The 20,948-nt window shown below is 63.3% G+C and carries 21 protein-coding genes and 1 riboswitch; of the genes, 13 read left to right on the top strand and 8 right to left on the bottom strand.

Annotation, left to right across the window (positions count from 1 at the left end; genetic code table 11):
• Window positions 1-134: 134 nt before the first annotated feature.
• Both P0M12_RS29495 and P0M12_RS29490 read left to right on the top strand, forming a co-directional pair.
• Window positions 135-1,199: a cytochrome c oxidase subunit II gene (locus tag P0M12_RS29495; protein ID WP_030537048.1), complete on the top strand. Its 1,065-nt coding sequence runs from the start codon at window positions 135-137 to the stop codon at window positions 1,197-1,199.
• Between the two features lie 39 nt (window positions 1,200-1,238).
• Window positions 1,239-1,655: a cytochrome c oxidase subunit 4 gene (locus P0M12_RS29490; RefSeq protein WP_003941723.1), complete on the top strand. Its 417-nt coding sequence runs from the start codon at window positions 1,239-1,241 to the stop codon at window positions 1,653-1,655.
• Between the two features lie 109 nt (window positions 1,656-1,764).
• On the opposite strand, the gene P0M12_RS29485 is transcribed toward P0M12_RS29490, so the two are convergent.
• Window positions 1,765-2,154: a DUF3224 domain-containing protein gene (locus P0M12_RS29485; RefSeq protein ID WP_030537047.1), complete on the bottom strand. Its 390-nt coding sequence runs from the start codon at window positions 2,152-2,154 to the stop codon at window positions 1,765-1,767.
• 66 nt (window positions 2,155-2,220) lie between these two features.
• Between P0M12_RS29485 and P0M12_RS29480 the strand changes: the two genes are divergently transcribed.
• Window positions 2,221-2,517 carry an antibiotic biosynthesis monooxygenase gene (locus P0M12_RS29480; RefSeq protein WP_277377211.1) on the top strand — a complete coding sequence of 99 codons (297 nt, stop codon included), beginning with the start codon at window positions 2,221-2,223 and terminating at the stop codon, window positions 2,515-2,517.
• A gap of 149 nt (window positions 2,518-2,666) precedes the next feature.
• On the opposite strand, the gene P0M12_RS29475 is transcribed toward P0M12_RS29480, so the two are convergent.
• From P0M12_RS29475 to P0M12_RS29460, 4 genes are all read right to left on the bottom strand, one after another.
• A complete protein-coding gene (locus tag P0M12_RS29475) occupies window positions 2,667-4,271 on the bottom strand; it encodes a cytochrome bc complex cytochrome b subunit (RefSeq protein ID WP_007730057.1) in 1,605 nt (534 codons plus the stop codon).
• Between the two features lie 59 nt (window positions 4,272-4,330).
• Window positions 4,331-5,473: a ubiquinol-cytochrome c reductase iron-sulfur subunit gene (locus P0M12_RS29470; RefSeq protein WP_007730058.1), complete on the bottom strand. Its 1,143-nt coding sequence runs from the start codon at window positions 5,471-5,473 to the stop codon at window positions 4,331-4,333.
• Entirely contained in the window at window positions 5,470-6,321 is an 852-nt protein-coding gene (locus P0M12_RS29465; protein ID WP_003941682.1) for a cytochrome c, read from the bottom strand. Before P0M12_RS29465 ends, P0M12_RS29470 begins: the two co-directional genes overlap by 4 nt.
• Window positions 6,322-6,385: 64 nt before the next feature.
• Window positions 6,386-6,997 (bottom strand): heme-copper oxidase subunit III, encoded by a 612-nt coding sequence (locus tag P0M12_RS29460; protein WP_007730060.1) that lies wholly within the window; start codon window positions 6,995-6,997, stop codon window positions 6,386-6,388.
• 127 nt (window positions 6,998-7,124) lie between these two features.
• Here P0M12_RS29460 and P0M12_RS29455 point away from each other — a divergent pair, with 127 nt between their 5' ends.
• The gene (locus P0M12_RS29455; protein WP_030537046.1) at window positions 7,125-7,613 is read left to right on the top strand and encodes a hypothetical protein; all 489 of its coding nucleotides are present in this window, start codon (window positions 7,125-7,127) and stop codon (window positions 7,611-7,613) included.
• A 126-nt stretch (window positions 7,614-7,739) separates the two neighbouring features.
• Window positions 7,740-8,831, top strand: a complete 1,092-nt coding sequence (gene trpD, locus P0M12_RS29450; protein ID WP_042921851.1) for an anthranilate phosphoribosyltransferase — start codon at window positions 7,740-7,742, stop codon at window positions 8,829-8,831.
• Window positions 8,832-8,839: 8 nt separating this feature from the next.
• Here trpD and P0M12_RS29445 read toward each other — a convergent pair whose 3' ends face one another.
• Both P0M12_RS29445 and P0M12_RS29440 read right to left on the bottom strand, forming a co-directional pair.
• Window positions 8,840-9,115 carry an Lrp/AsnC ligand binding domain-containing protein gene (locus P0M12_RS29445; RefSeq protein ID WP_003941677.1) on the bottom strand — a complete coding sequence of 92 codons (276 nt, stop codon included), beginning with the start codon at window positions 9,113-9,115 and terminating at the stop codon, window positions 8,840-8,842.
• A 78-nt stretch (window positions 9,116-9,193) separates the two neighbouring features.
• Window positions 9,194-10,954, bottom strand: a complete 1,761-nt coding sequence (locus P0M12_RS29440; RefSeq protein ID WP_277377210.1) for a DEDD exonuclease domain-containing protein — start codon at window positions 10,952-10,954, stop codon at window positions 9,194-9,196.
• A 522-nt stretch (window positions 10,955-11,476) separates the two neighbouring features.
• A riboswitch (cyclic di-AMP (ydaO/yuaA leader) is annotated at window positions 11,477-11,655 on the top strand.
• A gap of 14 nt (window positions 11,656-11,669) precedes the next feature.
• Between P0M12_RS29440 and P0M12_RS29435 the strand changes: the two genes are divergently transcribed.
• The 4 genes from P0M12_RS29435 to P0M12_RS29420 all read left to right on the top strand — a co-directional run bounded on the left by P0M12_RS29435 (window position 11,670) and on the right by P0M12_RS29420 (window position 16,243).
• The gene (locus P0M12_RS29435) at window positions 11,670-12,227 is read left to right on the top strand and encodes a C40 family peptidase (protein WP_003941754.1); all 558 of its coding nucleotides are present in this window, start codon (window positions 11,670-11,672) and stop codon (window positions 12,225-12,227) included.
• A gap of 324 nt (window positions 12,228-12,551) precedes the next feature.
• Window positions 12,552-13,604 (top strand): C40 family peptidase, encoded by a 1,053-nt coding sequence (locus P0M12_RS29430; protein WP_003941704.1) that lies wholly within the window; start codon window positions 12,552-12,554, stop codon window positions 13,602-13,604.
• Between the two features lie 74 nt (window positions 13,605-13,678).
• A complete protein-coding gene (locus tag P0M12_RS29425) occupies window positions 13,679-15,037 on the top strand; it encodes a hypothetical protein (RefSeq protein WP_230691661.1) in 1,359 nt (452 codons plus the stop codon).
• 78 nt (window positions 15,038-15,115) lie between these two features.
• A complete protein-coding gene (locus P0M12_RS29420) occupies window positions 15,116-16,243 on the top strand; it encodes a glycosyltransferase family 4 protein (protein WP_003941734.1) in 1,128 nt (375 codons plus the stop codon).
• An 82-nt stretch (window positions 16,244-16,325) separates the two neighbouring features.
• Here P0M12_RS29420 and P0M12_RS29415 read toward each other — a convergent pair whose 3' ends face one another.
• A complete protein-coding gene (locus tag P0M12_RS29415) occupies window positions 16,326-18,137 on the bottom strand; it encodes a long-chain fatty acid--CoA ligase (RefSeq protein ID WP_042452808.1) in 1,812 nt (603 codons plus the stop codon).
• A 159-nt stretch (window positions 18,138-18,296) separates the two neighbouring features.
• On the opposite strand from P0M12_RS29415, the gene P0M12_RS29410 reads away from it, so the two are divergent.
• From P0M12_RS29410 to P0M12_RS29395, 4 genes are all read left to right on the top strand, one after another.
• Complete coding sequence (locus P0M12_RS29410; RefSeq protein WP_125051258.1) at window positions 18,297-18,683, top strand: polyketide cyclase / dehydrase and lipid transport; 387 nt, start codon at window positions 18,297-18,299, stop codon at window positions 18,681-18,683.
• 63 nt (window positions 18,684-18,746) lie between these two features.
• Complete coding sequence (locus tag P0M12_RS29405; RefSeq protein ID WP_003941701.1) at window positions 18,747-19,184, top strand: SRPBCC family protein; 438 nt, start codon at window positions 18,747-18,749, stop codon at window positions 19,182-19,184.
• Window positions 19,185-20,435 carry an ArsA-related P-loop ATPase gene (locus tag P0M12_RS29400; protein ID WP_125051256.1) on the top strand — a complete coding sequence of 417 codons (1,251 nt, stop codon included), beginning with the start codon at window positions 19,185-19,187 and terminating at the stop codon, window positions 20,433-20,435.
• Window positions 20,432-20,827: a hypothetical protein gene (locus P0M12_RS29395; RefSeq protein ID WP_042453569.1), complete on the top strand. Its 396-nt coding sequence runs from the start codon at window positions 20,432-20,434 to the stop codon at window positions 20,825-20,827. Before P0M12_RS29400 ends, P0M12_RS29395 begins: the two co-directional genes overlap by 4 nt.
• Window positions 20,828-20,948: the final 121 nt, after the last annotated feature.

Here is a 20,948-nt window from a genome sequence, read left to right as displayed (position 1 = left end):
GAGCTGTGTGACGTCCGCCGCGACACGGGCGAGGACCCGAGGATGGATAGCGCCCGGCTTTGGTCTACGCTGCGTAGTAATTGGGCCTTCCCTCCGGGCATGCCCTAGTTGAATTTTGTGGCGATCAGGAAGGCGTGAACGTGGCGCAAGGTCGGATCCTTCGGCGAGCGGGGCTGGCAGTATCTCTGGGCATTGCTGCCTTGCTGCTGTCGGGTTGCTCCATCGACAACGAAGTGCTTCGTTTCGGGTGGCCTTCGGGCATCACCCCGGAGGCGACGCGCATGCGTGAGCTGTGGACGTGGTCGGTTGTAGCCGCCCTCGTCATGGGTGTGCTGGTGTGGGGGCTGGTCTTCTGGGCCGTCATCTTCCACCGCAAGAAGAAGGACTCGCCGGAATTCCCGCGTCAGACGGCATACAACGTGCCGCTCGAACTCGGTTACACGGCAGTTCCCTTCGTCATCATCGCGGTTCTCTTCTACTTCACCGTCATCGTTCAGAACCACGTTCTGGACAAGACGGACAATCCTGACGTCGTCGTAGACGTCACGGCCTTCCAGTGGAACTGGAAGTTCGGCTACCGCTCCATCGAGTTCGGTGACGGCTCCGCCAAGTACAACGGAATCGACGTCGAGGCCGAAGAGGCTGCAAAGACCGAGGGTTCCACCGTGAACGAACACGGGGAAGAAGTCCCCGGCCCGATCCACGGCAACAGCACCGAGGACCTGAGCTACCTGCACTACGACAAGATCGAGACCGTCGGCTCCAGCCAGGAGATCCCGATTCTCGTTCTGCCCACCGGCAAGCGGATCCAGTTCGAACTTGCTTCCTCGGACGTCATCCACGCTTTCTGGGTGCCTGAGTTCCTGTTCAAGCGCGACGTTCTCCCGAACCCCAAGGAGAACCACTCGGACAACATCTTCCAGATCAGTGAGATCGAGAAGGAAGGCGCGTTCGTCGGGCGTTGTGCAGAAATGTGTGGCACGTTCCACGCGATGATGAACTTCGAGGTTCGTGCGGTTTCGCCCGAGGACTTCGCCAAGTACATCGAACTGCGCAAGGGTGACGCGGAGGGCAAGGGTGGTCTGACGACCGCTGAGGCTCTGCAGGCAATCGGTCAGTCGCCGGTGGCTACGTCGACCACGCCGTTCAACACCGACCGCGAGTACCGTCAGGCAACCGTCGCCACTGCAGGCAACTGAGCCGGCCAGCCTCTTCACTGAACAAGGACAAGTGCTGATATGAAGATCGAAGCCAAGCTCTTCGAGATCCTGACGATGTTCTTCATTCTCGTCGCGATCATCTACGGAGTGTTCACCGCTCTGTCACGCACAGGTATCGAGTGGGCCGGACTGACGGCCATCGTCCTGTCTGCAGGTCTGACGCTCATCGTGGGTACCTACTTCCGCTTCGTCGCCCGTCGTCTGGACACCCGTCCCGAGGACTACGACGACGCTGAAATCTCGGACGGTGCAGGAGAACTGGGCTTCTTCAGCCCGGGTAGCTTCTGGCCGATCCTGCTTGCCGCTGCTGCTGCACTCGCGGCAGTGTCGCTGGCGTACTTCCAGCCGTGGCTCATCGCAGTCGCAGTTGTCTGTGTGCTCGCCGCAGCCGCAGGCCTGGTGTTCGAGTACTACACCGGACCCGAGAAGCACTAGTTTCACCCGCACTCGAACAGAGGCGCCGCACCCACCCGGGTACGGCGCCTCTGTTGTCGTTTATGTACGTTTCGGTGGTAGGAGGGTCCCTGTCAACAACCGCTCTCTGTCAATCGTGGAGCGAGTATTCGAGGTCGTAGCGGTGCAGACCGTCGACGACCTCCAGCTCGAGAGTGCCTGCGATACCCTTCAACTCGCCGGTTCCGGACCCCGGCACGATCTCGTACAGAAGCTTCTGCGTTCCGTCGATCATCTGACCGAACTGCTGCAGGGCGAACGATCCCACAGCTTCGTCGACCTGCCCCGTGACAAACTCCAAAGCGACATAGCCCGCTGCACCGGCTGTCGGATCGCCCGCGGACAGCATCAGTCCGGACGACGTGCCTTCGACGCCGCCGATGAACGTCTTGTCGAACTCGAAGCGTCCGACGCGTCCGGAGAGCTCAGGATCGGCGGGGCGAAGATCGATCTCGAAGGTGCCGCGTGCATGGGATGTCATGGTCCGAGTATCTCACCAGGCGACAACGCCTCGAGGGGACTCCCGAGAACGTGCAACACTCCGTAGATGATTCTCGAACATGCCGTCCTGCAGGTCGATCCGTCGCAGTCAGCGCGTTTCGAGGCCGCATTCGACGAGGCCCGAACCATCATCTCCGAGGCTCCCGGATTCATCAGGCTGCGGCTCTCGCACTGCCTGGAATCACCGGAGCGATATCTCCTGCTGGTCGAGTGGGAAGACGTGGAGTCACACACCATCGGGTTCCGTCAGTCCACGGGATACGAGAAGTGGCGAGAACTTCTCCATCACTTCTACGAGCCGTTCCCGACGGTGGAGCACTATTCAACTCTGTTCGAGGACTAGTAAGGCGTAGTGCCCGCTGTTGTCGGCGCTCGGACAACGAACCGGGGGAGTGGTGCCCACTTGGAGGTTGTCCATACTGAATCGCTCAGAGAACGAGTGAGGCCCCGAACCGGAATCCGGTTCGGGGCCTCACTCGTCAACTGACGTTCTTAGTGGAGTTCTCCACTTGAACCATCGGACTTGCCGTTGGTTCGGTTCTGGTAGTCCAGAAGGATCTGAAGCTGCTCGTGCTCAGCTTCGTGATGAGCGGCTTCGAGAGCCTCGCTCTCCTCGACTGGGTCAGCGGTGATCAGGCTACCGCTACCGGGCTTGCCGGCGAGGCCGAGCTTGTTCATCTTCTTCGGGACAGCAGCACCCTGGTACTCGAGCGGGATCGGGTGTCCGTGCTCGTCGACGGGGCCGAGCGGCTGGTGGATCTCGATGTACTGGCCGTTCGGCATCCGCTTGATGATGCCGGTCTCGATGCCGTGTTCGAGGACTGCACGGTCACTGCGCTGCAGGCCGATGCAGAACCGGTACGTCACGAAGTACGCGATGGGCGGAAGGATGACCATGCCGATACGGCCGATCCACGTCATTGCGTTCAGCGAGATGTGCAGGTGGTACGCGATGATGTCGTTGATGCAGGAGATCGTGAGCACCAGGTAGAACGCGATGGACATCGCACCGATAGCGGTACGGACCGGCACGTCGCGCGGGCGCTGCAGGATGTTGTGGTGAGCGTCGTCTCCGGTGAGACGCTTCTCGATCCACGGGTACGCGATCAACAGTGCGAAGACGAGGCCCATGATCAGGGCGACGGCGAACACTGCAGGGATCGTGTACCGGTTGAACAGGTAGATCTCCCACGCCGGCCACAGTCGAGCAAGGCCGTCCGTCCACATCATGTAGATATCGGGCTGGGAACCTGCCGAGACCTGTGACGGGTTGTACGGACCGATGTTCCACACGGGGTTGATCTGGAACAGACCACCGAGCAGTGCGAGCACGCCGAAGGTCATGGCGAAGAACGCGCCACCCTTCATCGCGAAGACCGGGAGGATGCGGACGCCGACGACGTTCTGTTCCGTACGGCCGGGGCCGGGGAACTGCGTGTGCTTCTGGTACCAGACCAACGCGAGGTGGCCGGCGATCAGAGCCAGGATGATGCCCGGGAACAGCAGCACGTGAGCGACGTAGAGACGCGGGATGATGAGGTCGCCGGGGAAGTCGCCGTCGAAGATCAGCCAGTGCATCCAGGTACCGACGATCGGGATACTCATCGTGATACCACCGAAGGCGGCGCGGAGGCCGGTGCCCGAGAGCAGGTCGTCGGGGATGGTGTAACCGAAGAAGCCTTCGAACATCGCCAGGATGAGCAGCAGGCAGCCGATGACCCAGTTCGCTTCACGTGGGCGACGGAAGGCGCCGGTGAAGAAGATGCGAGCGAGGTGAACGATGATCGACGCCGCGAACATCAGTGCAGCCCAGTGGTGAATCTGGCGAACGAAGAGACCGCCGCGCACCTCGAAGGAGATGTTCAGGGTCGTCTCGTAGGCGCGAGACATCGTGACACCGCGAAGCGGCTGGTATGCGCCCTGGTAGACGACGTGTGCCATCGACGGATCGAAGAACAGCGTCAGGAACACACCGGAGATCAGCAGGATCACGAAGCTGTAGAGCGCGATCTCGCCGAGCATGAAGGACCAGTGCGTCGGGAAGACCTTGTTGATCTGCCGGCGCATGCCTGCGGCGAGGTGGTAGCGGGAGTCCATAGCCTCCGCTTGTCCAGCCGCTGCCGCGCTGATCTTGGACGGTTTGGTTGTTGTTGTGGTCACGGTCGACGCTCCCAAAATGCCGGGCCGAGTGCTTCGATGAAGTCACCGTCGGCGACCAGGAAGCCCTCTTCGTTCACTGTAATAGGCAACTGCGGAAGTGCGCGAGCAGCGGGACCGAAGATCGGCTTGCCGTAGGTCAGTGCGTCGAACTGCGACTGGTGGCAGGGGCACAGAATACGGTTGCTCTGCTGTTCGTAGAGCGAGGTGGGGCAACCCAGGTGGGTGCAGATCTTCGAGTAGGCGAAGTAATCGCCGTAGTTGAAGCTTTCCTGGCCCTTACGCTTGGTGACACGCGCGGTGTCTTCCGTGCGGAGGCGGATGAGCATCACCGAGTTACGAATGCCGCGCAGTGCTGCGAGCAGAGCGTGCTCGTCGCCACGGTCGGACTCGCGGAACGGGAAGACCGTTTCCATCGAACCGGCATCGAGATCTTCCGGGCGAACGAGGACGATGTCCTCGGGACGGCCGGTGTCACGACGCAGGTAGATGGTCTCGCCCGGGTAGTTCGGGGTCCAGCCGGACACCCACAGAGGTGAGTCGTCGCCCTTGGCCCACGGGTTCTTGATGAGTCCGCCGAGGGGCATGACCATCATGACGCCGAGTGCGCCGCCGCCGAACATCAAGCTGCGCTTGATGGCCTTGCGGCGGGGGAGGGTGGACGTCTCGAGGGTGTCGCCGAGCTCGGCGACGATCGTGCGACGATCGACCTCGGTGGAACCACCGTCGTGGCGGTCCTGGATCGAGACCTCTTCGGGGATGAACTTCTTCGTGAACTGAACGGCACCGATGCCGACGCCGAGGATCGCCAGACCCATGGTCAAGCCGATCAGCGGGGTGTACAGGCTGTACTTGCCGTAGTTCTCGTCACCGGCGCCTGCGTACTCCCAGGGCCAGAACAGGTAGATCGCGATGAACGCGATCGCCGAAACGCCGGCGAGGCCGAACCAGAAGGCGACGTTGCGCTCGGCGCGCTTTTCCGCCCTGGTGCCCTTTACCGACCAACGATCACGGCGGTAGACGACATCGACGCCATCGAGATTGGTACCCAGCTTGACCAGGTCGTCGCGTGACATCGCGTCGAGCTCTTCATCTGTGTACTTCTTAGGCGTATCGCCGCCATGCTGGCCAGCGTCGCTCATGACCTTGCTCCGATCCACAATGCTGCACCGACGACAGCGATGATTCCGACGGCCCACATGGCGAGACCCTCAGAGGCCGGACCGAGGCCACCGAGCCCGTACCCACCGGGGTCCTTCGACTCGCCCGACGACTTGACGTAGGCGATGATGTCCTTCTTCTCCTCGATCGTCAGCTGACGATCCGAGAACTTCGGCATGTTCTGGGGACCGGTAACCATGGCAGCGTAGATCTGCTGCTCGCTGGCCGGATCCAGGACCGGGGCGTACTTGCCCGAGGACAGTGCGCCACCGCGGCCGGTGAAGTTGTGGCACGACGCGCAGTTGAGCCGGAAGAGCTCACTGCCGCGTCCGACGTCGCCACCGCGCAGCGAGGACTGGGCGATTTCGCCGTTCTCGTCGCGGATGAGCGTCGGGCCGCCGCCGTTGGCCTGGATGAAAGCGCCGAGGGCGTCGGTCTGCGCAGCATCGAACTTGGGGTCCTTGCGTGCAGCCTGGGCCTCGTTGCGAGCTGCCGGCATACGACCAGAGGAGACCTGGAAGTACACGGCTGCTTCGCCGACGCCGATGAGGCTGGGACCGCGGTCCTGCACGCCCTGCAAGTTCGCGCCGTGGCACGTGATGCATGACGTGTCGTACAGCTGCTTGCCTTCACGAATCAGGGCTGCTGAATCGTCACTGGCGGTCGCAACCTGCGGAGCTGGTGTCAACGCCGAAGCGAGGAAACCTGCGCTGATCAATCCCATCATCAATACGAGCGCGCCAGTGACGCGCCGGCGGATTTTCCGCTGGCGACGCGACTTCGCGGCATTCGCTGAGTTATCGGATGCGGGAGGGGGGGATGAACTCATCTGTATCCCTTTGGTATGTCGGGACGGAACTGGACGTCAGGGGCTGCCTGGGGCGTACAGCTGATTAACGGATGAAATAAATCGTGGCAAACAGCGCGATCCACACGATGTCGACAAAGTGCCAGTAGTACGAAACAACGATCGCGGCGGTGGCCTGGGCGGGCGTGAACTTGCTGACCCGGGTACGTGCGATCAAGAAGACGAAGGCGATGAGACCGCCGATGACGTGCAGACCGTGGAAGCCGGTGGTCATGTAGAACACCGAGCCGTACACGCTGCTCGAAATCGTGGTGCCCTCGTGCACGAGGTGGTAGTACTCGTAACCCTGGCCGGCGACGAAGAACGCCCCCATGACCAAGGTGATGGTGTACCAGCGACGAAGTCCGAAGACGTCGCCACGCTCAGCCGCGAAGACACCCATCTGGCAGGTGAACGAAGATGCGATAAGCACCAAGGTCACCGGCACGGCCAGATAAAGGTTCAATTCGGTTGGCTCCGGCGGCCAATTTCCGTTCGCCTGAGCTCGTGCCACGAAGTACATGGCAAAGAGCCCTGCGAAGAACATGAGCTCACTTGACAACCACACGATGGTGCCAACGCTGACCATATTCGGCCGGTTCAGCGAGTGCACGCGTTGGGTGATTGCCGATCCTGAAGTCCCTACTGCGCTCGTCACAGACAGAAGTATGACGCTTCGTCGTAAGAGACGACCACTCGGGTCCACCATCGGCGCGTCGCTCGGCTCGAGTTCGCGGGATCGGGCGGCGAACGCGCTGGTGGCGTGGTCGGAATATGCTGGCGCGATGGCAGCTACACACAAGAGTAGACCGTGGTTCCTGAGAATTTTCGGCACGAAGATTCCGACACCGCTCGATGCAGGGCGGTCGGATCTGGTCGTCGTTGCCGAAGGCTTCGACGACGCCGAGGCGAGCTCGACGGCTCTCGAACGTGCCGCCTCCACCGAGCCGGAGTTCAGGGCGGAGTCCGAAGTGGTTCTGCGGCATCATCTCGACCTCCCGGAGGGCTCGGTAGCCGATGCCGAGAGCATCGTCGCCCAGGACGGATATGTGCGAGGCGTGGGTCGGCCCGAGGACGTGACTCCGGTGGTCGAGAATTCGGTTCGCGTCGTCTTCGAGCGTGTCCAGGTGCTTGACGCCCTGCATTGCTCCCAGGAGCGGTCACGAATGGCCGGTCTGGCGCAGCGACTCGGTGGTTCGGTCGCCGGGTGGGACGCGCTCCAGCCCCCGATACTTGCGGAGGCGCCGCCCAAACGCGGTCGCAGAAAGTCCTGAGCGGCCCTATTCGGTTTCCTCCTTACCTCACTGACTAGGCTGCGAGGGTCATCGGCAGCACAAAATGGCAGCGCGAAACGACAGCTCGAAATCCAGCCCACTTGAACGACAGGGGACCAAGGCACTATGGCCGGCACCGACGCATCCAACGCCGTGAACGTCGATTCGAGTGCAGTGGTGCGGTCCTGGCCGTTGATTCTCGGTTTGCTCACGGACGGCAGTGACTTGTCGGAAGCCGACAGTCGCTGGGCGATGGGCGAGATCATGTCGGACAACGCCACCTCCGCTCAGATCGCTGCTTTCGGGGTCGGTCTGAAGATGAAGGGCGAAACCCCCGCGGAGTTGGAAGGGCTCGCCGCCGCGATGCTCGAACACTCCAGGCGCGTGCCGGTCGATTCCGACGTCGTCGACATCGTCGGCACGGGTGGTGACCGCTCCAACACGGTGAACATCTCGACGATGGCCTCGATCGTGGTTGCCGCGTCCGGTGTGCGAGTTGTCAAGCACGGCAACCGCGCTGCTTCGTCCAAGAGCGGTGGCGCCGACGTGCTCGAGGCGCTCGGCGTTCGCATCAACCTCGGGCCGGAGCAGGTTGCGAGGTGCGTCGAAGAGGTCGGCATCGGCTTTTGTTTCGCGCCGGTCTTCCATCCCGCACTGCGCTTTGCGGCGGTGCCTCGCAAGGAAATCGGCATTCCGACGGCATTCAACGTGCTCGGTCCACTGACCAATCCGGCTCGTCCGCGTGCCGGGCTGATCGGGTGCGCATTTCCGAAACTGATCTCGGTCGTCGCGGGAGTCCTTGCGCAGCGCGGCAATTCGGCGTTGGTGGTACGGGGAGACGACGGACTGGACGAACTGACCACATCGACGACGTCGACAGTTCACATCGTCGGGGGTGGAAGTGTGCGAACTGTCACGCTGGATCCGCGTGACCTCGGAATCGACCGCGTTCCTCTCGAAGAGTTGCGTGGAGGCGACGCCGAAATCAACGCCACCGTCGCCAGAACGCTGCTTTCCGGGCAGAAGGGGCCGGTCCGGGACGCGGTCCTGCTGAACGCGGGAGCAGCCATCGCGGCATTCAACGGTGTCGGCGACGATCTCGAGAGTGCGATCTCTGCCGGGATGACTGCAGCCGCTGCCGCGATCGACAGCGGCGCGGGCGCTGAACTGCTTCACAAGTGGGCGGCGCTCACCGCCGAGCTGGCCGACCAAGCCTGATCGAGGGGCTATTCACCCAGCGAGAAACCGGCCTCGACGTCTGCGCTGGAGAATGACTGGAACGCAATGTGTGTGGCGGTTCGGAGAACGCCGGGCACCTTGTTGATTCCTCCGGTGACCACGTCGGCGATCTGGGCGTGGTCACGCACTTTCACGATGGCGATCAAATCGACGTCACCTGCGCACGAGTAGACCTCGGTCACTCCGGACAGGTCGGCGACGGCCTGCGCGGTTTCCGGGATCCGAGCGGACTCGGCGTGAATCATGACGATGGCGTTGATCATTTCTCTCCTCGATTTCCCTGCGGGTTGTGATGACCCGGTGGTTTCGATCGAGCTTAGGGGTGCCGCCCCGCCGTTACGTCATCGATGTTCGGATTCGGTTCCGGCTCGGGCGAGTCGGCACCAGGCTTCCCACTTGCCGGCGCCGCTCACAGGTTCGACGTATCCGGATGTCGCCGACACGATTCGGACACCGTCCGACGAGAGCCACCTTGCGATCAGTCCCAGTTCTTCGGGTGACGCGCCGCGGAACGGGGCGTCGTCCGGTAGGACGGTTTCGGCCGCCGCGGTGATGGCGTCGACGACGGGCATCGGGTGAGTCCCACGTCTGGCGAGCCCGGCGGACGCGAGACGCCCGGACCGGATCAACGACAGCTCCCAGCCGCCGTCTCCGGTGGGGCGGGCGAGAACGAGTTGTTCGATCGCCGCGACTGCAGCGAGTCGCTGAGTGCGCCGCACTGCGGTGGCGACTGCGACCGTTCGGTCACGCAGACGCGCAGCATTCTCGAACAACGCGTGTGCGGACAGCTCGTCGATCCGGGCCTGCATCTGTTGGAGGGGAGTGTCGTTGGTTCCTCGGAAGAACCCACGCACGGCCTCAGGGGCGGCCGCGTAGTCCTCTGCGTTGATTTCCGGGGTCCAGGAGGCTGGACACGCCCCCAGTTCGCGAGCGGGGCAGTCAGGGCCGTGAACGGCGCCGCGTCCGAGACGCTTGGTACACGTGCGCAGACGACTGAACTCTGCGACGGTGTCGGCGACGTCGACTGCGTCGGCGCGAGAGGTGAACGGGCCGATCGAATCGGCCGTGGGCGTGCGAACCACGGACAGTCTCGGAAACGCCTCGTCGGTGAGGGTGATCCACCAACCTCGCTTGGGAAACTTGGAGCGACGGTTGTACGGCGGCGCATGCGCGCTCAGCAGTCGTAGTTCACGCACCCCGGCTTCGAGAGCGTGCGCGCACTCGACATGGTCCACGCGGGTGGCCAGCGCGACCATTTCCTTCATCCGGCCGCGGGTCTCCGAACCGGTGAAGTAGTTGCGGACGCGGCGTCGAAGGTCGGTAGCAGTTCCTATGTAGAGGGCTTCGTCGGAAGGACCGCGGAAAAGGTAGACACCGGGGCTTCGCGGCAGGTTTGCGGCGAAGGACCGTTTGGCCCGTTGATGCGAGGAAATGTTGGGCAGGTAGTCGACTAGTTCGCTGTAACTGTGGACACCCTGGTTTCCGACCCTGTCGATCAGTCCGTGGAGGACGTCGACGGTCGCACGCGCGTCGTCGAGAGCCCGGTGCGTCGGCTGGGTGGTCACTTGGAAGAGATGGGCGAGTGCGGAGAGCTTCACCGAAGGTGCTTCGTCGCGTGTGAGTACGCGCCGGGCGAGTTTGACGGTGCACAGGACACGGAACGCAGGCCACGGGCGCGCGCTGCGTGACGCCGCTGCTTTGAGGAAACCGATGTCGAACGGCGCGTTGTGTGCCACCAGCACCGCGCCCTCGGCGAACTCGAGAAAAGCAGGCAGGACACGTTCGATGGGAGGTGCACCGATCAGCATGGCTGTGGTGATTCCGGTCAGTTCGACTATGTACGGCGGAATCGACCGGCCGGGGTCGACGAGTGTTGCCATTTCGCCCAGTACCTCGCCGCCGCGGATCTTGACGGCGCCGATCTCGGTGATGGAGTCCTGGTCGGCGCTGCCCCCTGTGGTCTCGAGGTCGACGACGACAAATGTTGTCTCGCTCAGCGGTGTGTCCAGTTCGTCGAAGCTCAGTTGCCGCCCGACGTCGAACTTCTCCCCGTCGGAGAACGGGGGCGGAGACGGAAATTCTCGGGCCGAGGCGGGACTCACACCGCAGACAGTAGAAGTACCCCCCGACACGAATTCGAGAGTGCAGACACGGAATCCGACCCGCACGGACTTCCGTTGCGAAATCGGTCGATGAACGCCCGACAAAAGTAGGAGAGACGAGGATCACACTTGCGGTGGGAACTCGCGAATGTGGACGCGCGCCTACTTGTGAGTAGGGCGAGTCGAGGGGGTCTTCGGTGCGTCTGTCGACGGCTGAAACCGCGTCCGTGATCGGAACAAGTTCTAGTTTCAAGTAATCATCGTTGAACTGCATGGAAGATCGGATTGTCGGGTTTGGTGAGCCTTGGCAGTGGGTAGCGGGCGCGGGTTTGACGGCCTGGAGTGGGTCGCCGAACCGACCTGTTGTTATCTCCCCGTGACCCGCCGGGCGTATCGCGGGCGCGGCACCGCGATTTCCGGCGAATCGGGCGCGATTGTCACGAAGCGGTCGACATCGTCGCGATCATTTCGTAACCTTCCTGAGACCTAACGAAGTCTTGCCGGACCAAACAGGACCGGCATCGTCAGGAACCGCCTAATCGGGATCTCCGCGAGGAACCCGAACCGGGAACCCAAGTTTCCACTGGGGTGAATCCCGCCTGGGGTGCAGCACGCAGGATCGCTGCAGACCACGCGGGTAGGGCTGATCTTCCCAGCCCGAACCCGTCAGCTAACTCGGTCGGCGGATGAATGGAAGAAATGGAGCACCCCTTAAGTGGCGTCACAGAGTTTCAAGCGTTCAGCGCAGTTGGCAGTAGCCGGCGCGCTCGCAGTCGGAGCATTCGCTGCAACCGCTGCACCTGCCTCGGCAGACCCCATCACCATCCCCGGCGTCGGCACGTTCGAGGTTCCGGGCGTTTCTATTCCTCAGTTGCCGGTCATTCCGGGCATCACCGACATCGCACCGGCTGCACCGGCCGCTCCCATCTCCAGTGTTGGTGAGCAGGCAGTTCGCGCCGCAGAGAGCAAGCTGGGCTCCCCGTACGTGTACGGCGCAGCCGGCCCGGACGCATTCGACTGCTCCGGTCTCGTTCAGTGGGCATACAAGCAGGCCGGTCTCAACCTGCCTCGCACGAGCTACGACCAGGCTGCAGCCGGCGTTGCCGTCGCACAGTCCGATCTTCAGGTCGGCGACGTGATCTCCTTCTACGGCGGATCGCATTCGGGCATCTACGCCGGTAACGGCAATGTCATCCACGCGTCGACCGCTGGTCAGCCCGTGAAGCTCGCTCCGGTGTCCTCGATGCCGTACGACGGCGCTCGCCGTTACTGATTTCTGAACACGCTCGACGGCTGTCTCCGGTAGGCAGTCGGAACGATCCGCCGCTGTGATGCGGCGGAGCTCGGGGGAGCTCCGGATCTTCGAATGTGGGCCTCGAATCTTCGATTCGGGGCCCACATTTTCGTTTCGCGACAATTCGCCCGGTACTTCACCCCGACACGCCTACCGGCGAGTAGACACAAACGTATGCCGTTCCGTAACCTTATCGAGACATTGCGCGGCCGAGACAGGTACTGTGGATAGTTGACAGCCAGCTAACAGATCGTCGACCGGCCCCGGTCGGCGTCGCTTCACCGAGACGGAGAGTTGCATTCCGTGGTTTCATCGAAAAACAACAGTCGAGTACGGGCCGCATTGACAGTGGGAGTGCTGGCGTTCGGACTCGTTGCAGGGCCTTCGATGCAGGCCGGTGCCGACCCCGTCATCACCAACCCCACCGAGGCGCTCGACAAGCTCGGTGAACTCTCCCGGGTTTCCGAGCAGACCAACGAAGCGCTGCACAACGCGCAGATCGACCTCGACGCGAAGCTGGCAGTCGCGAATGATGCGGACGTGCGATCGGCAGCCGATCAGGGTCTTCTCGACGCGGCTTCGGCGCGCGTCGCCGAGTTCGCTCCGGCGGTAAACCGTATTGCCACAGCGAATTACCAGGGTGCGCGAACCAATCGCCTCTTTGCGTTGATGGTGAGCGACTCGCCGCAGCAGTTGCTCGACCAGATGTCTGCGCTCGACGTGATTTCCAACGACGCGGCAGTACAGGTCTCTCAGTTCAACCAAGCCACTGCCGATGCGCGTGCCGCCTCGGAAGCATCGAAGCGATCGGCCGAAGAAGCGCGAACCGCCGCCGATCAAGCCCGCGCACTCAGTGACGATTTGCAGCGCAAGCAGAGTGAACTGCAGACGCAGATCGCCGACGTGACCAAAGCCTTCCAGAATCTCACCGACGACGAACGTAACCAACTGAGCGGTACGCCTTTCCCGCCGGATGTCGATCTCAGCAAAATTCTGGCTAACTTGACCCCTGGCTCGGGTGCTGCTGCTCTGCAGGCAGGCCTCACGCGGATCGGTGACCCGTACGTCTGGGGCGCGACCGGCCCGAACGAGTTCGACTGCTCAGGTCTGGTGGTGTGGGCCTACAAGCAGATCGGAAAGACTCTGCCGCGATCGAGCCAAGCGCAGGCGCAGGGCGGTGTACCGGTGTCGAGGGACCAACTACAGCCCGGCGACGTCGTGACGTTCTACAGCGACAACTCGCATGTCGGCATCTACGCCGGCGACGGAAACATTCTGCATGCGTCGACGTTCGGCGTACCGGTGAAGGTCCAGTCGATGGCAGGCATGGAGTTCTCCACTGCGCGTCGTTACTGACGGCTTGCTGCGCCTGAGTGGCGTGTGGCCAGCCGCCGTGAAGCGTCGAGTCGAGTTCTCCTACACTCGGCACCGTGCCGACTGAACCGATGACGACGCCCGACGTCGGCGCAGATCGACCACGCCGTTGGGAGTATCCGGCCCTCGTGGCGCTCGGTGTAGCCGTGGTGCTCGTTCTGGGCCTGACGATCTTCCTGACGAACAGGTCCGATTCCGACGAAAACGCCGCCGCCGAACAGGACGCGGAACGCAGCGCTCAAGTCCAGAGCTTTCTCGATGCATGGGCCGCGGCTCAGATGTCCGACGATCCGTCGGGGCTGGCGAAGTTCGTCGACAGTTCCGCCGCACCCGGTGTGCTCGAGGCGGAAGTTCGACGAGCCACTGCAGCGGGAGCGCTCGAATTCTCCGACTGGGGATACGAGATTCCCAGCGGCGGCCTGACTCCGGCGCCGCGAACCGGTGCGCCGGGCGGAGACGTCGAAGTATGGAATGCGCAAGTTCTGTTGCGGTACGCCCTCGACGGCGTCGACGCATTGCCCACGCGCAAGGCAGTGTCCATGACACTCGCGAAACGCGGCGATCAGTGGTCGGTTCTTGCGGACGGGTCGATCGTCGGACTGGACGGCGCCCGAACGGCGGGCGAATCCTGGAACGGCCCCTGGGACTTCGGCCCGCTTGCCGTCGCCGAGAATTCTGCGGGTAACGCGCTGGTGATCGGCCACCCGGGTCAGCAGGCGTTCGTCGACGCTTTGGCTGCCGATGTGGACTCAGCCATCGAGAACACGACGCAGTTGTGGGGGCCGTGGTGGTCCGAGCGCGCGGTGCTCATGGTGGCGGGGTCCGCTGAGGAATTCACCGCACTGGTCGGCTCCCATCACGACGGCGCTTCGATTGCCGCAGTGTCGGTCGCGGATGCGACGGCGGACGGGTCTTCCGACGTGAGCGGCCAGCGGGTGGTCTTCTCGCCTGCCGCGGCTTCGAGGTTGACCGACATCACCAGGCGAACTGTGTTGCGCCACGAACTGATGCACATAGCCGCCCGATCGAAAACCCGTGACGGGTCGCCGATGTGGGTATTGGAAGGGTTTGCCGAATACGCGGGAAACCGTGGATCCTCGCGGGCCTGGGGTGAGATCGCGCCGACTCTGGCGGCAGCGGTACGCTCCGGCGATACTCCGACCGAGTTTCCGGACGACACGCAGTTCAGCGGTGTACCGGTCGTGAGTTCACTGGCGTACGAATCGGCGTGGTCGATCAACGCGTATATCGCCGATCGATTCGGAGAAGCAAAGCTGACCGACCTCTTTCGCGCTCTCGCCTCCGGAAAGATGACTGCCGAAGACCTCGATTCGCGGATCCGAGCGGTCGTTGGCGTCGGAACCGAGGAACTGCGAGCCGGATGGGTCGACTGGACCAACAGCCATCTGGGCTGAGCGGTTCGCGGCTGGGTCGATTGCAGCGGCGAGGTGCCCTTCGCACGTTTGAAGCACCGAGTGCCCTACGGTGGACGGATGCGCCGGACCCTCTTGGTGACCAACGATTTTCCTCCTCGCCCCGGAGGTATCCAGTCCTATCTCCACACGTTCGCCGGGCATCTGCCGCCGGACAAGTTGGTGGTGTACGCACCGCGGTGGCGGGGCGACTCGCACAAGAAGTTCGATGCGGCACAGCCTTTCGAGGTCGTTCGGCACCCGACGACGCTGATGCTGCCGTCGCCTTTTGTCGCTCGTCGAGCCGCGAAGTTGGTCAAGAAGCACGACTGCGAGTCGGTCTGGTTCGGTGCGGCAGCGCCGTTGGCGTTGTTGGCGCCGGTTGTTCGACGTGCCGGAGCGAGCCGAGTGATCGCGAGTACTCACGGCCACGAGGTCGGATGGTCGATGATTCCCGGTGCGCGGCAGTCGTTGCGTGTGATCGGTGACCACACCGATGCGGTGACGTTCGTCAGCAAATACACCCGTGGGCGGTTCTCGGCGGCCTTCGGCCCGCAAGCGGCGCTCGAGCACCTTCCTTCCGGAGTGGACACGTCAGTGTTCCACCCGGACTCGGTCGCCCGCGCGGAACTGCGTAAGCGATACGGGCTGGGCGAGCGGCCCACGATCCTGTGCCTGTCGCGGCTCGTGCCACGCAAGGGGCAGGACATGCTCATCAAGGCGCTGCCGACCGTACGCAAGAGCATTGACGGGGCGGTACTGGTGATCGTCGGAGGTGGGCCGTACGAGGACCATCTCCGCCAATTGGCGCGTAAGACCGGGATGGACGATCACGTCGTCTTCACGGGCACGGTGCCCGCCGCAGAGTTGGCGGCGCACCACACGATCGCCGACGTGTTCGCCATGCCGTGCCGTACCCGAGGCGCCGGATTGGACGTCGAAGGACTGGGAATCGTCTACCTCGAGGCCTCGGCTACCGGTGTGCCGGTCATCGCCGGGCGCAGTGGTGGCGCTCCGGAAACGGTGCAGCAGAACAAGACCGGGCTCGTGGTCGACGGCACCTCTGTTCGCGACGTCGCCGAATCCGTGATCGAGGTGCTGTCCGATCGTGATCGCGCGGCCGCGATGGGAGCAGCCGGCCGGGCATGGGTTGCCGAAGACTGGAAGTGGGACACGCTCGCTTCGAAACTGCGTAATCTCCTCGGCTGAGCAAACGGGACTCGAACGCGAACGGCCCGCACCGAATTCGGTGCGGGCCGTTCGTTGCTGCGAGAAGCTGCTTGCCGAAAACCTACTTGGCGTAGATCTTTTCGATATCGGCGGCAAAGCTCTCGTGCACGACGTTGCGCTTGAGCTTCATCGTGGGCGTGAGTTCGCCTGTGTCCTCGGAGAAGTCGACCGGAAGAATGCGGAACTTCTTGATCGCCTCGGCGTGTGAGACGAGCTTGTTGGCCTCGTCGATGGCGTCCTGGATTTCGCCGACCAGTTCGCCGTCCGAAACCAGGTCGGCCGCTGTGGTTCCTGCGGCCTTGTTGTTGCGCTCGTTCCAGGCGGGAAGAGCTTCGGCGTCGATGGTGATGAGGGCGCCGATGAAAGGCTTCTGGTCGCCGACCACGATGGCCTGGCTGATCAGCGGGTGCGCGCGAAGGGAATCCTCGAGCTGAGCGGGGGAGACGTTCTTGCCGCCTGCCGTGACGATGATTTCCTTCTTGCGGCCGGTGATGGTGATGTAGCCGTCCTTGTCGACGGTGCCGAGGTCGCCGGTGTGGAACCAGCCGTTCTCGATCGACTCGGCGGTCGCCTTCTCGTTGCGCCAGTAGCCGGTGAAGACCACCGGTCCCGAGAGGAGGATTTCGCCGTCTTCTGCGATACGAACGGAGTTGCCGGCCAACGGCTTTCCGACAGAGCCGACCTTCTGTGCGCCGATGGTGTTGACGGCGAACGCTGCGGTGGTCTCGGTCAGTCCGTAGCCCTCGTAGATCGTGACACCGATACCGCGGAAGAAGTGGCCGAGTCGAGCGCCCAGAGGTGCACCACCGGAAATGGCCAGCTGGCACTGCCCGCCGAGCGCTGCGCGCAGCTTCGAGTACACGAGCTTGTCGAAGAGAGCGTGCTTGGCCTTGAGAACGATGCCGGCGCCGCCCTTGTCCTGCGCCTCGCTCCACGCGACGGCGGTGTCTGCGGCCGCGTCGAAGATCTTTCCCTTGCCGTCGCCGTGCGCCTTGGCGCGTGCGCTGTTGTAGACCTTCTCGAACACGCGCGGCACCGAGAGGATGAAGTCGGGCTTGAACTCGCCGAACGTCGGAACGAGGTTCGGGATGTCACTCGTGTGCCCCAGCGCTGCACCGGCGTCGAACGACGCGATGCTGACTGCGCGAGCGAGAACGTGCGCGAGCGGCAAGAACATCAGCGTGCGGACGCCAGGAGTCTTGAGCAGCGTGCCGAGGTTGGAGTCGAGGATGCCCTTCGACTCGGCAATCAGGTTGGAGTGCGTCAGCTGGCAGCCCTTGGGTCGGCCTGTGGTGCCCGACGTGTAGATCAGGGTCGCGGGATCGGATGCCTTCAGTGCAGCGACACGGGCGTGGACGTCCTCGTCGGAGATGTCGGCGCCCAGTGCGGTCAATTCCTCGACAACACCTTTAGCGCCTGCCGCGGCATCGATCTGGTAGACCGTGCGCAGCGCGGGGGCGGCTGCAGCGACGTCCTTCACGGTCGCGGCATGTGCGTCGTTCTCGACGATGAGGTCGATTGCTTCGGAGTCCTCGAGAATCCAGCGAACCTGCTCGGCTGCGGAGGTTTCGTAGATCGGAACCGTCACGCCGCCGGCCGCCCAGATGGCGTAGTCGACGAGCGGCCATTCGAAGCGAGTCGCCGACATGAGGCCGACGCGATCGCCCTGCTCGACTCCGATCGCGATCAGGCCCTTGGCGACGGCAGTCACCTGAGCAGCGAAATCGCCTGCAGTGACATCGACCCATGCATTTCCGACTTTGCGCTTGTAGACAACCGCCGCCGGCTTCGTCTTCGCGAAGGCGAAGACCGAGTCGACCGCGGAGGCATCCTCGGGAATGGTGAACGTCTGGGGTGCGCTGAACTCAGGCACGAAATACCTCCGACACTGCGAAATACTGACGAGTAGGGTTTTCGTCTCCTACTGTAGTCGCATGTCCGACGCAGTTGTGGCCAGGCTTACAGTCTGTCCGGTATGTAGTGTTGCGACACCCCTCGACGCTTCGCGGACGCGATATGTGAAGCTACTTCGGTGAGCAGCATTCAGGTCGCAGACCAGACTTTCATCGCCGCCCCGCCCGAGCGGGTCGCCGAACTGTTGTCCTCGCGCGCGCAGTGGCGTCGCTGGTTCAGTGATCTCGAGCTCGAAGTCCGGGAAGATCGCGGTCCCGCAGGATTCCGTTGGGGAGTGTCCGGTCAGCTGGTCGGCACCATGGAGGTGTGGCTCGAACCGGTCATGGACGGGACGATCGCGCACTACTTCCTGCACTGTGAGCCGGTCGGCGTATCGCCGTCCGATCTGGCGACCCTCGACCTCGCCGGGATGAACCGCAATCGTCGGGTCGATGGCAAGGTCATGTCGTTCCAGCTCAAGCGCGAACTCGAAGCGGGACGTGCCGCCGGAGTAGCACCGGACTGATAATCGAAGCACTGCACGTTGTGCAGGTTCTGGACTTTTGACGAAGGAAGGTAGCGCAGTCGTATGGCCGAGAAGACCAAGGGGTTGATCAGCATCGACGCTCCTGCCGACGCCGTGATGGACGTCATCGCCGATTTCGAGCGGTACCCCGAGTGGGTGGCCGCGGCGAAGTCCGTCGAGGTGACGGCGCCGGGACAGGGCGGCCGCGCGGACCGAGTACGTTTCGTCCTCGACGCGGGGATGGTGAAGGACACCTACGAACTGCAGTATTCGTGGGCACCGGACGGTATGGCGGTGAGTTGGGAGCTGATCTCGGGCGAGATTCAGAAGTCCCAATTCGGTTCGTACACACTCGAGCCCGGCCCGAACGGCACCACGTCGGTCACCTACGAGTTGACGGTCGACCTGACGATTCCGATGATCGGACTGTTCAAGCGCAAGGCCGAGAAGATCATCACCGACACAGCTCTGAAGGAACTGAAGAAGCGAGTCGAGGGCTGAGTGCCGGAGCAACGATCGCGCGTCCAACTGTTCGTCGGTAAAGGCGGAGTAGGCACGACGACGCTTGCCGCAGCGACTGCTGTGTCGGCTGCGACCGATGGGGCGAGAGTGCTGCTCGTGTCGATCGATCAGGCAGGTTCTCTTGCAGACGTCCTGGGCGTGCCGAATCCGCGAACGACCACATCTCTCACCGAGCGTCTCGACGTCCGGCAACTCGACACGTCAGCGCTCCTCGAGGACAAGTTCCGAGGATTGTCGGGGTTGATCGACGCTGCAGGAACTTTCGGAGCGGGAGATCACGAACACGGTTCGTCGTTCGAGGGCTTGGAACCGGAAGAGTTGACGGGATCCCTGGGCATCCAAGACATGCTCGGGCTCGCCGAGATCGTCGACCTCTCGGACAGCGGCGACTACGACCTCGTGATCGTGGACTGTCCGGCCGCCGCCGAAGCGCTGCGGATACTCGGCTCGCCGTCGATGGTGTCGGAGTATCTCGAGCGATTGTGGCCGCGGCACAGGCGGATGGTCGCTGTGACAGGTACGGACATGCGGCTGCTCCTGCTCGTGTCCGTCGTCGAACGCGTGCTCGCGTCGGTGGATCGGATCGCGGTTCACCTCTCGGATCGGGAGAACACCGGCGTGCGTGTGGTGACGTCGGCCGACGGCGTGTCGGTCGCGGCGACTCGTCGGACGTTGTCCGGGCTGGCTCTGGCCGGGTTGCGAGTTGACGGGATTGTGGTCAACAACCTTGTCCCGCAGTTCAACTCGTCCGCCGGGAAGGGTGTCGACGATTCACCGGCGGCGCAGTGGCTCGCGTCGATCCGGGCGGCTCAGGCACTCGTCGTGGACGAACTGCGTGGATCAACCGATGGAATGTCCGTCACAACGGTCGAACGCGCTTGCGCCGAACCGGTAGGGTTGGCCGCTCTGGGCGAGATCGCGGCCACGTTCGAGGGTGGAGCGGGCACGGATTCGGGCACCGTCGGTACCGCGGACAACATCGTGGTGTCGTTGGAGTCCGGGACCGGAGTCGATTCGGTGTACGTGATGCGGATGTACCTTCCGCTCGTGGATCCGTCGTCGTTGTCGTTGGGCCGGGTGGAGGACGATGTGCTGGTGGGAGCAGACGGCGTACGACGCAGAGTTCGTTTGGCGTCGGTGCTGCGTCGTTGTGTCGTGAACGGGGCGGAGTTGGACGGCAGTTACCTGATCATCCGGTTCAGCCCGGATCCCGCGGTGTGGCCGGTATGAGCGAAGAGCACGAGCGCCTCGTCGCGGAGTTTCGCGCGCTGGCGGAAACCGTTCTGACGCGCCTGGAACCGGTGCTGCAGAAGGCCGCAGCAGCGACGGCAGACGTTGCGAGTGACTCGGCGTCCACGGACACGCAGCCGGTGTTCACCGGCTGCAGCTGGTGCCCGGTGTGCGCCCTCGCCGCACTGGTTCGCGGTGAGCACCACGAACTGTTGGCATTCCTCGCGGGTCAAGCAGCAGCATTCCTTGCGTTGCTTCGTGAGATTCTCGACGAGTTTCTCGGGGGGCCGTCAGGTCCCGATCGTGGACCGGACGGCGGTCCGACGACGCCAGGTGCGGAGCGAACTCGCACGGCGGCATTTGTCCCGATCAACGTGACGGTCAAGGACTGACTCAGTACCCCGGGTAGAGCGAACGGCCCGAGATGAGCACAATCGACACAATGGTCACCGACGCACGAGGCACCGATTCAGGGTGCGCACTCCAGCGGACGCCGCTCGCGCGGGAATCGTC

It is taken from the genome of Rhodococcus sp. RCBS9, assembly GCF_029457415.1.
Classification (GTDB): Bacteria; Actinomycetota; Actinomycetes; order Mycobacteriales; family Mycobacteriaceae; genus Rhodococcus_F; species Rhodococcus_F qingshengii.
Note: the sequence above shows the minus strand (reverse complement) of the source record. Positions and strands in the feature narration are given on the sequence as shown.

Bases quoted from the DNA above. Each gene is read 5' to 3' on its own strand.
- P0M12_RS29395 (WP_042453569.1), top strand. From the start codon at position 20,432: ATGAGCGAAGAGCACGAGCGCCTCGTCGCGGAGTTTCGCGCGCTGGCG.
- P0M12_RS29480 (WP_277377211.1), top strand. From the start codon at position 2,221: ATGATTCTCGAACATGCCGTCCTGCAGGTCGATCCGTCGCAGTCAGCG.
- P0M12_RS29465 (WP_003941682.1), bottom strand. From the start codon at position 6,321: ATGAGTTCATCCCCCCCTCCCGCATCCGATAACTCAGCGAATGCCGCG.
- trpD (WP_042921851.1), top strand. From the start codon at position 7,740: ATGGCCGGCACCGACGCATCCAACGCCGTGAACGTCGATTCGAGTGCA.
- P0M12_RS29490 (WP_003941723.1), top strand. From the start codon at position 1,239: ATGAAGATCGAAGCCAAGCTCTTCGAGATCCTGACGATGTTCTTCATT.
- P0M12_RS29420 (WP_003941734.1), top strand. From the start codon at position 15,116: ATGCGCCGGACCCTCTTGGTGACCAACGATTTTCCTCCTCGCCCCGGA.
- P0M12_RS29485 (WP_030537047.1), bottom strand. From the start codon at position 2,154: ATGACATCCCATGCACGCGGCACCTTCGAGATCGATCTTCGCCCCGCC.
- P0M12_RS29455 (WP_030537046.1), top strand. From the start codon at position 7,125: ATGGCAGCTACACACAAGAGTAGACCGTGGTTCCTGAGAATTTTCGGC.
- P0M12_RS29475 (WP_007730057.1), bottom strand. From the start codon at position 4,271: ATGGACTCCCGCTACCACCTCGCCGCAGGCATGCGCCGGCAGATCAAC.
- P0M12_RS29405 (WP_003941701.1), top strand. From the start codon at position 18,747: ATGGCCGAGAAGACCAAGGGGTTGATCAGCATCGACGCTCCTGCCGAC.
- P0M12_RS29470 (WP_007730058.1), bottom strand. From the start codon at position 5,473: ATGAGCGACGCTGGCCAGCATGGCGGCGATACGCCTAAGAAGTACACA.
- P0M12_RS29445 (WP_003941677.1), bottom strand. From the start codon at position 9,115: ATGATCAACGCCATCGTCATGATTCACGCCGAGTCCGCTCGGATCCCG.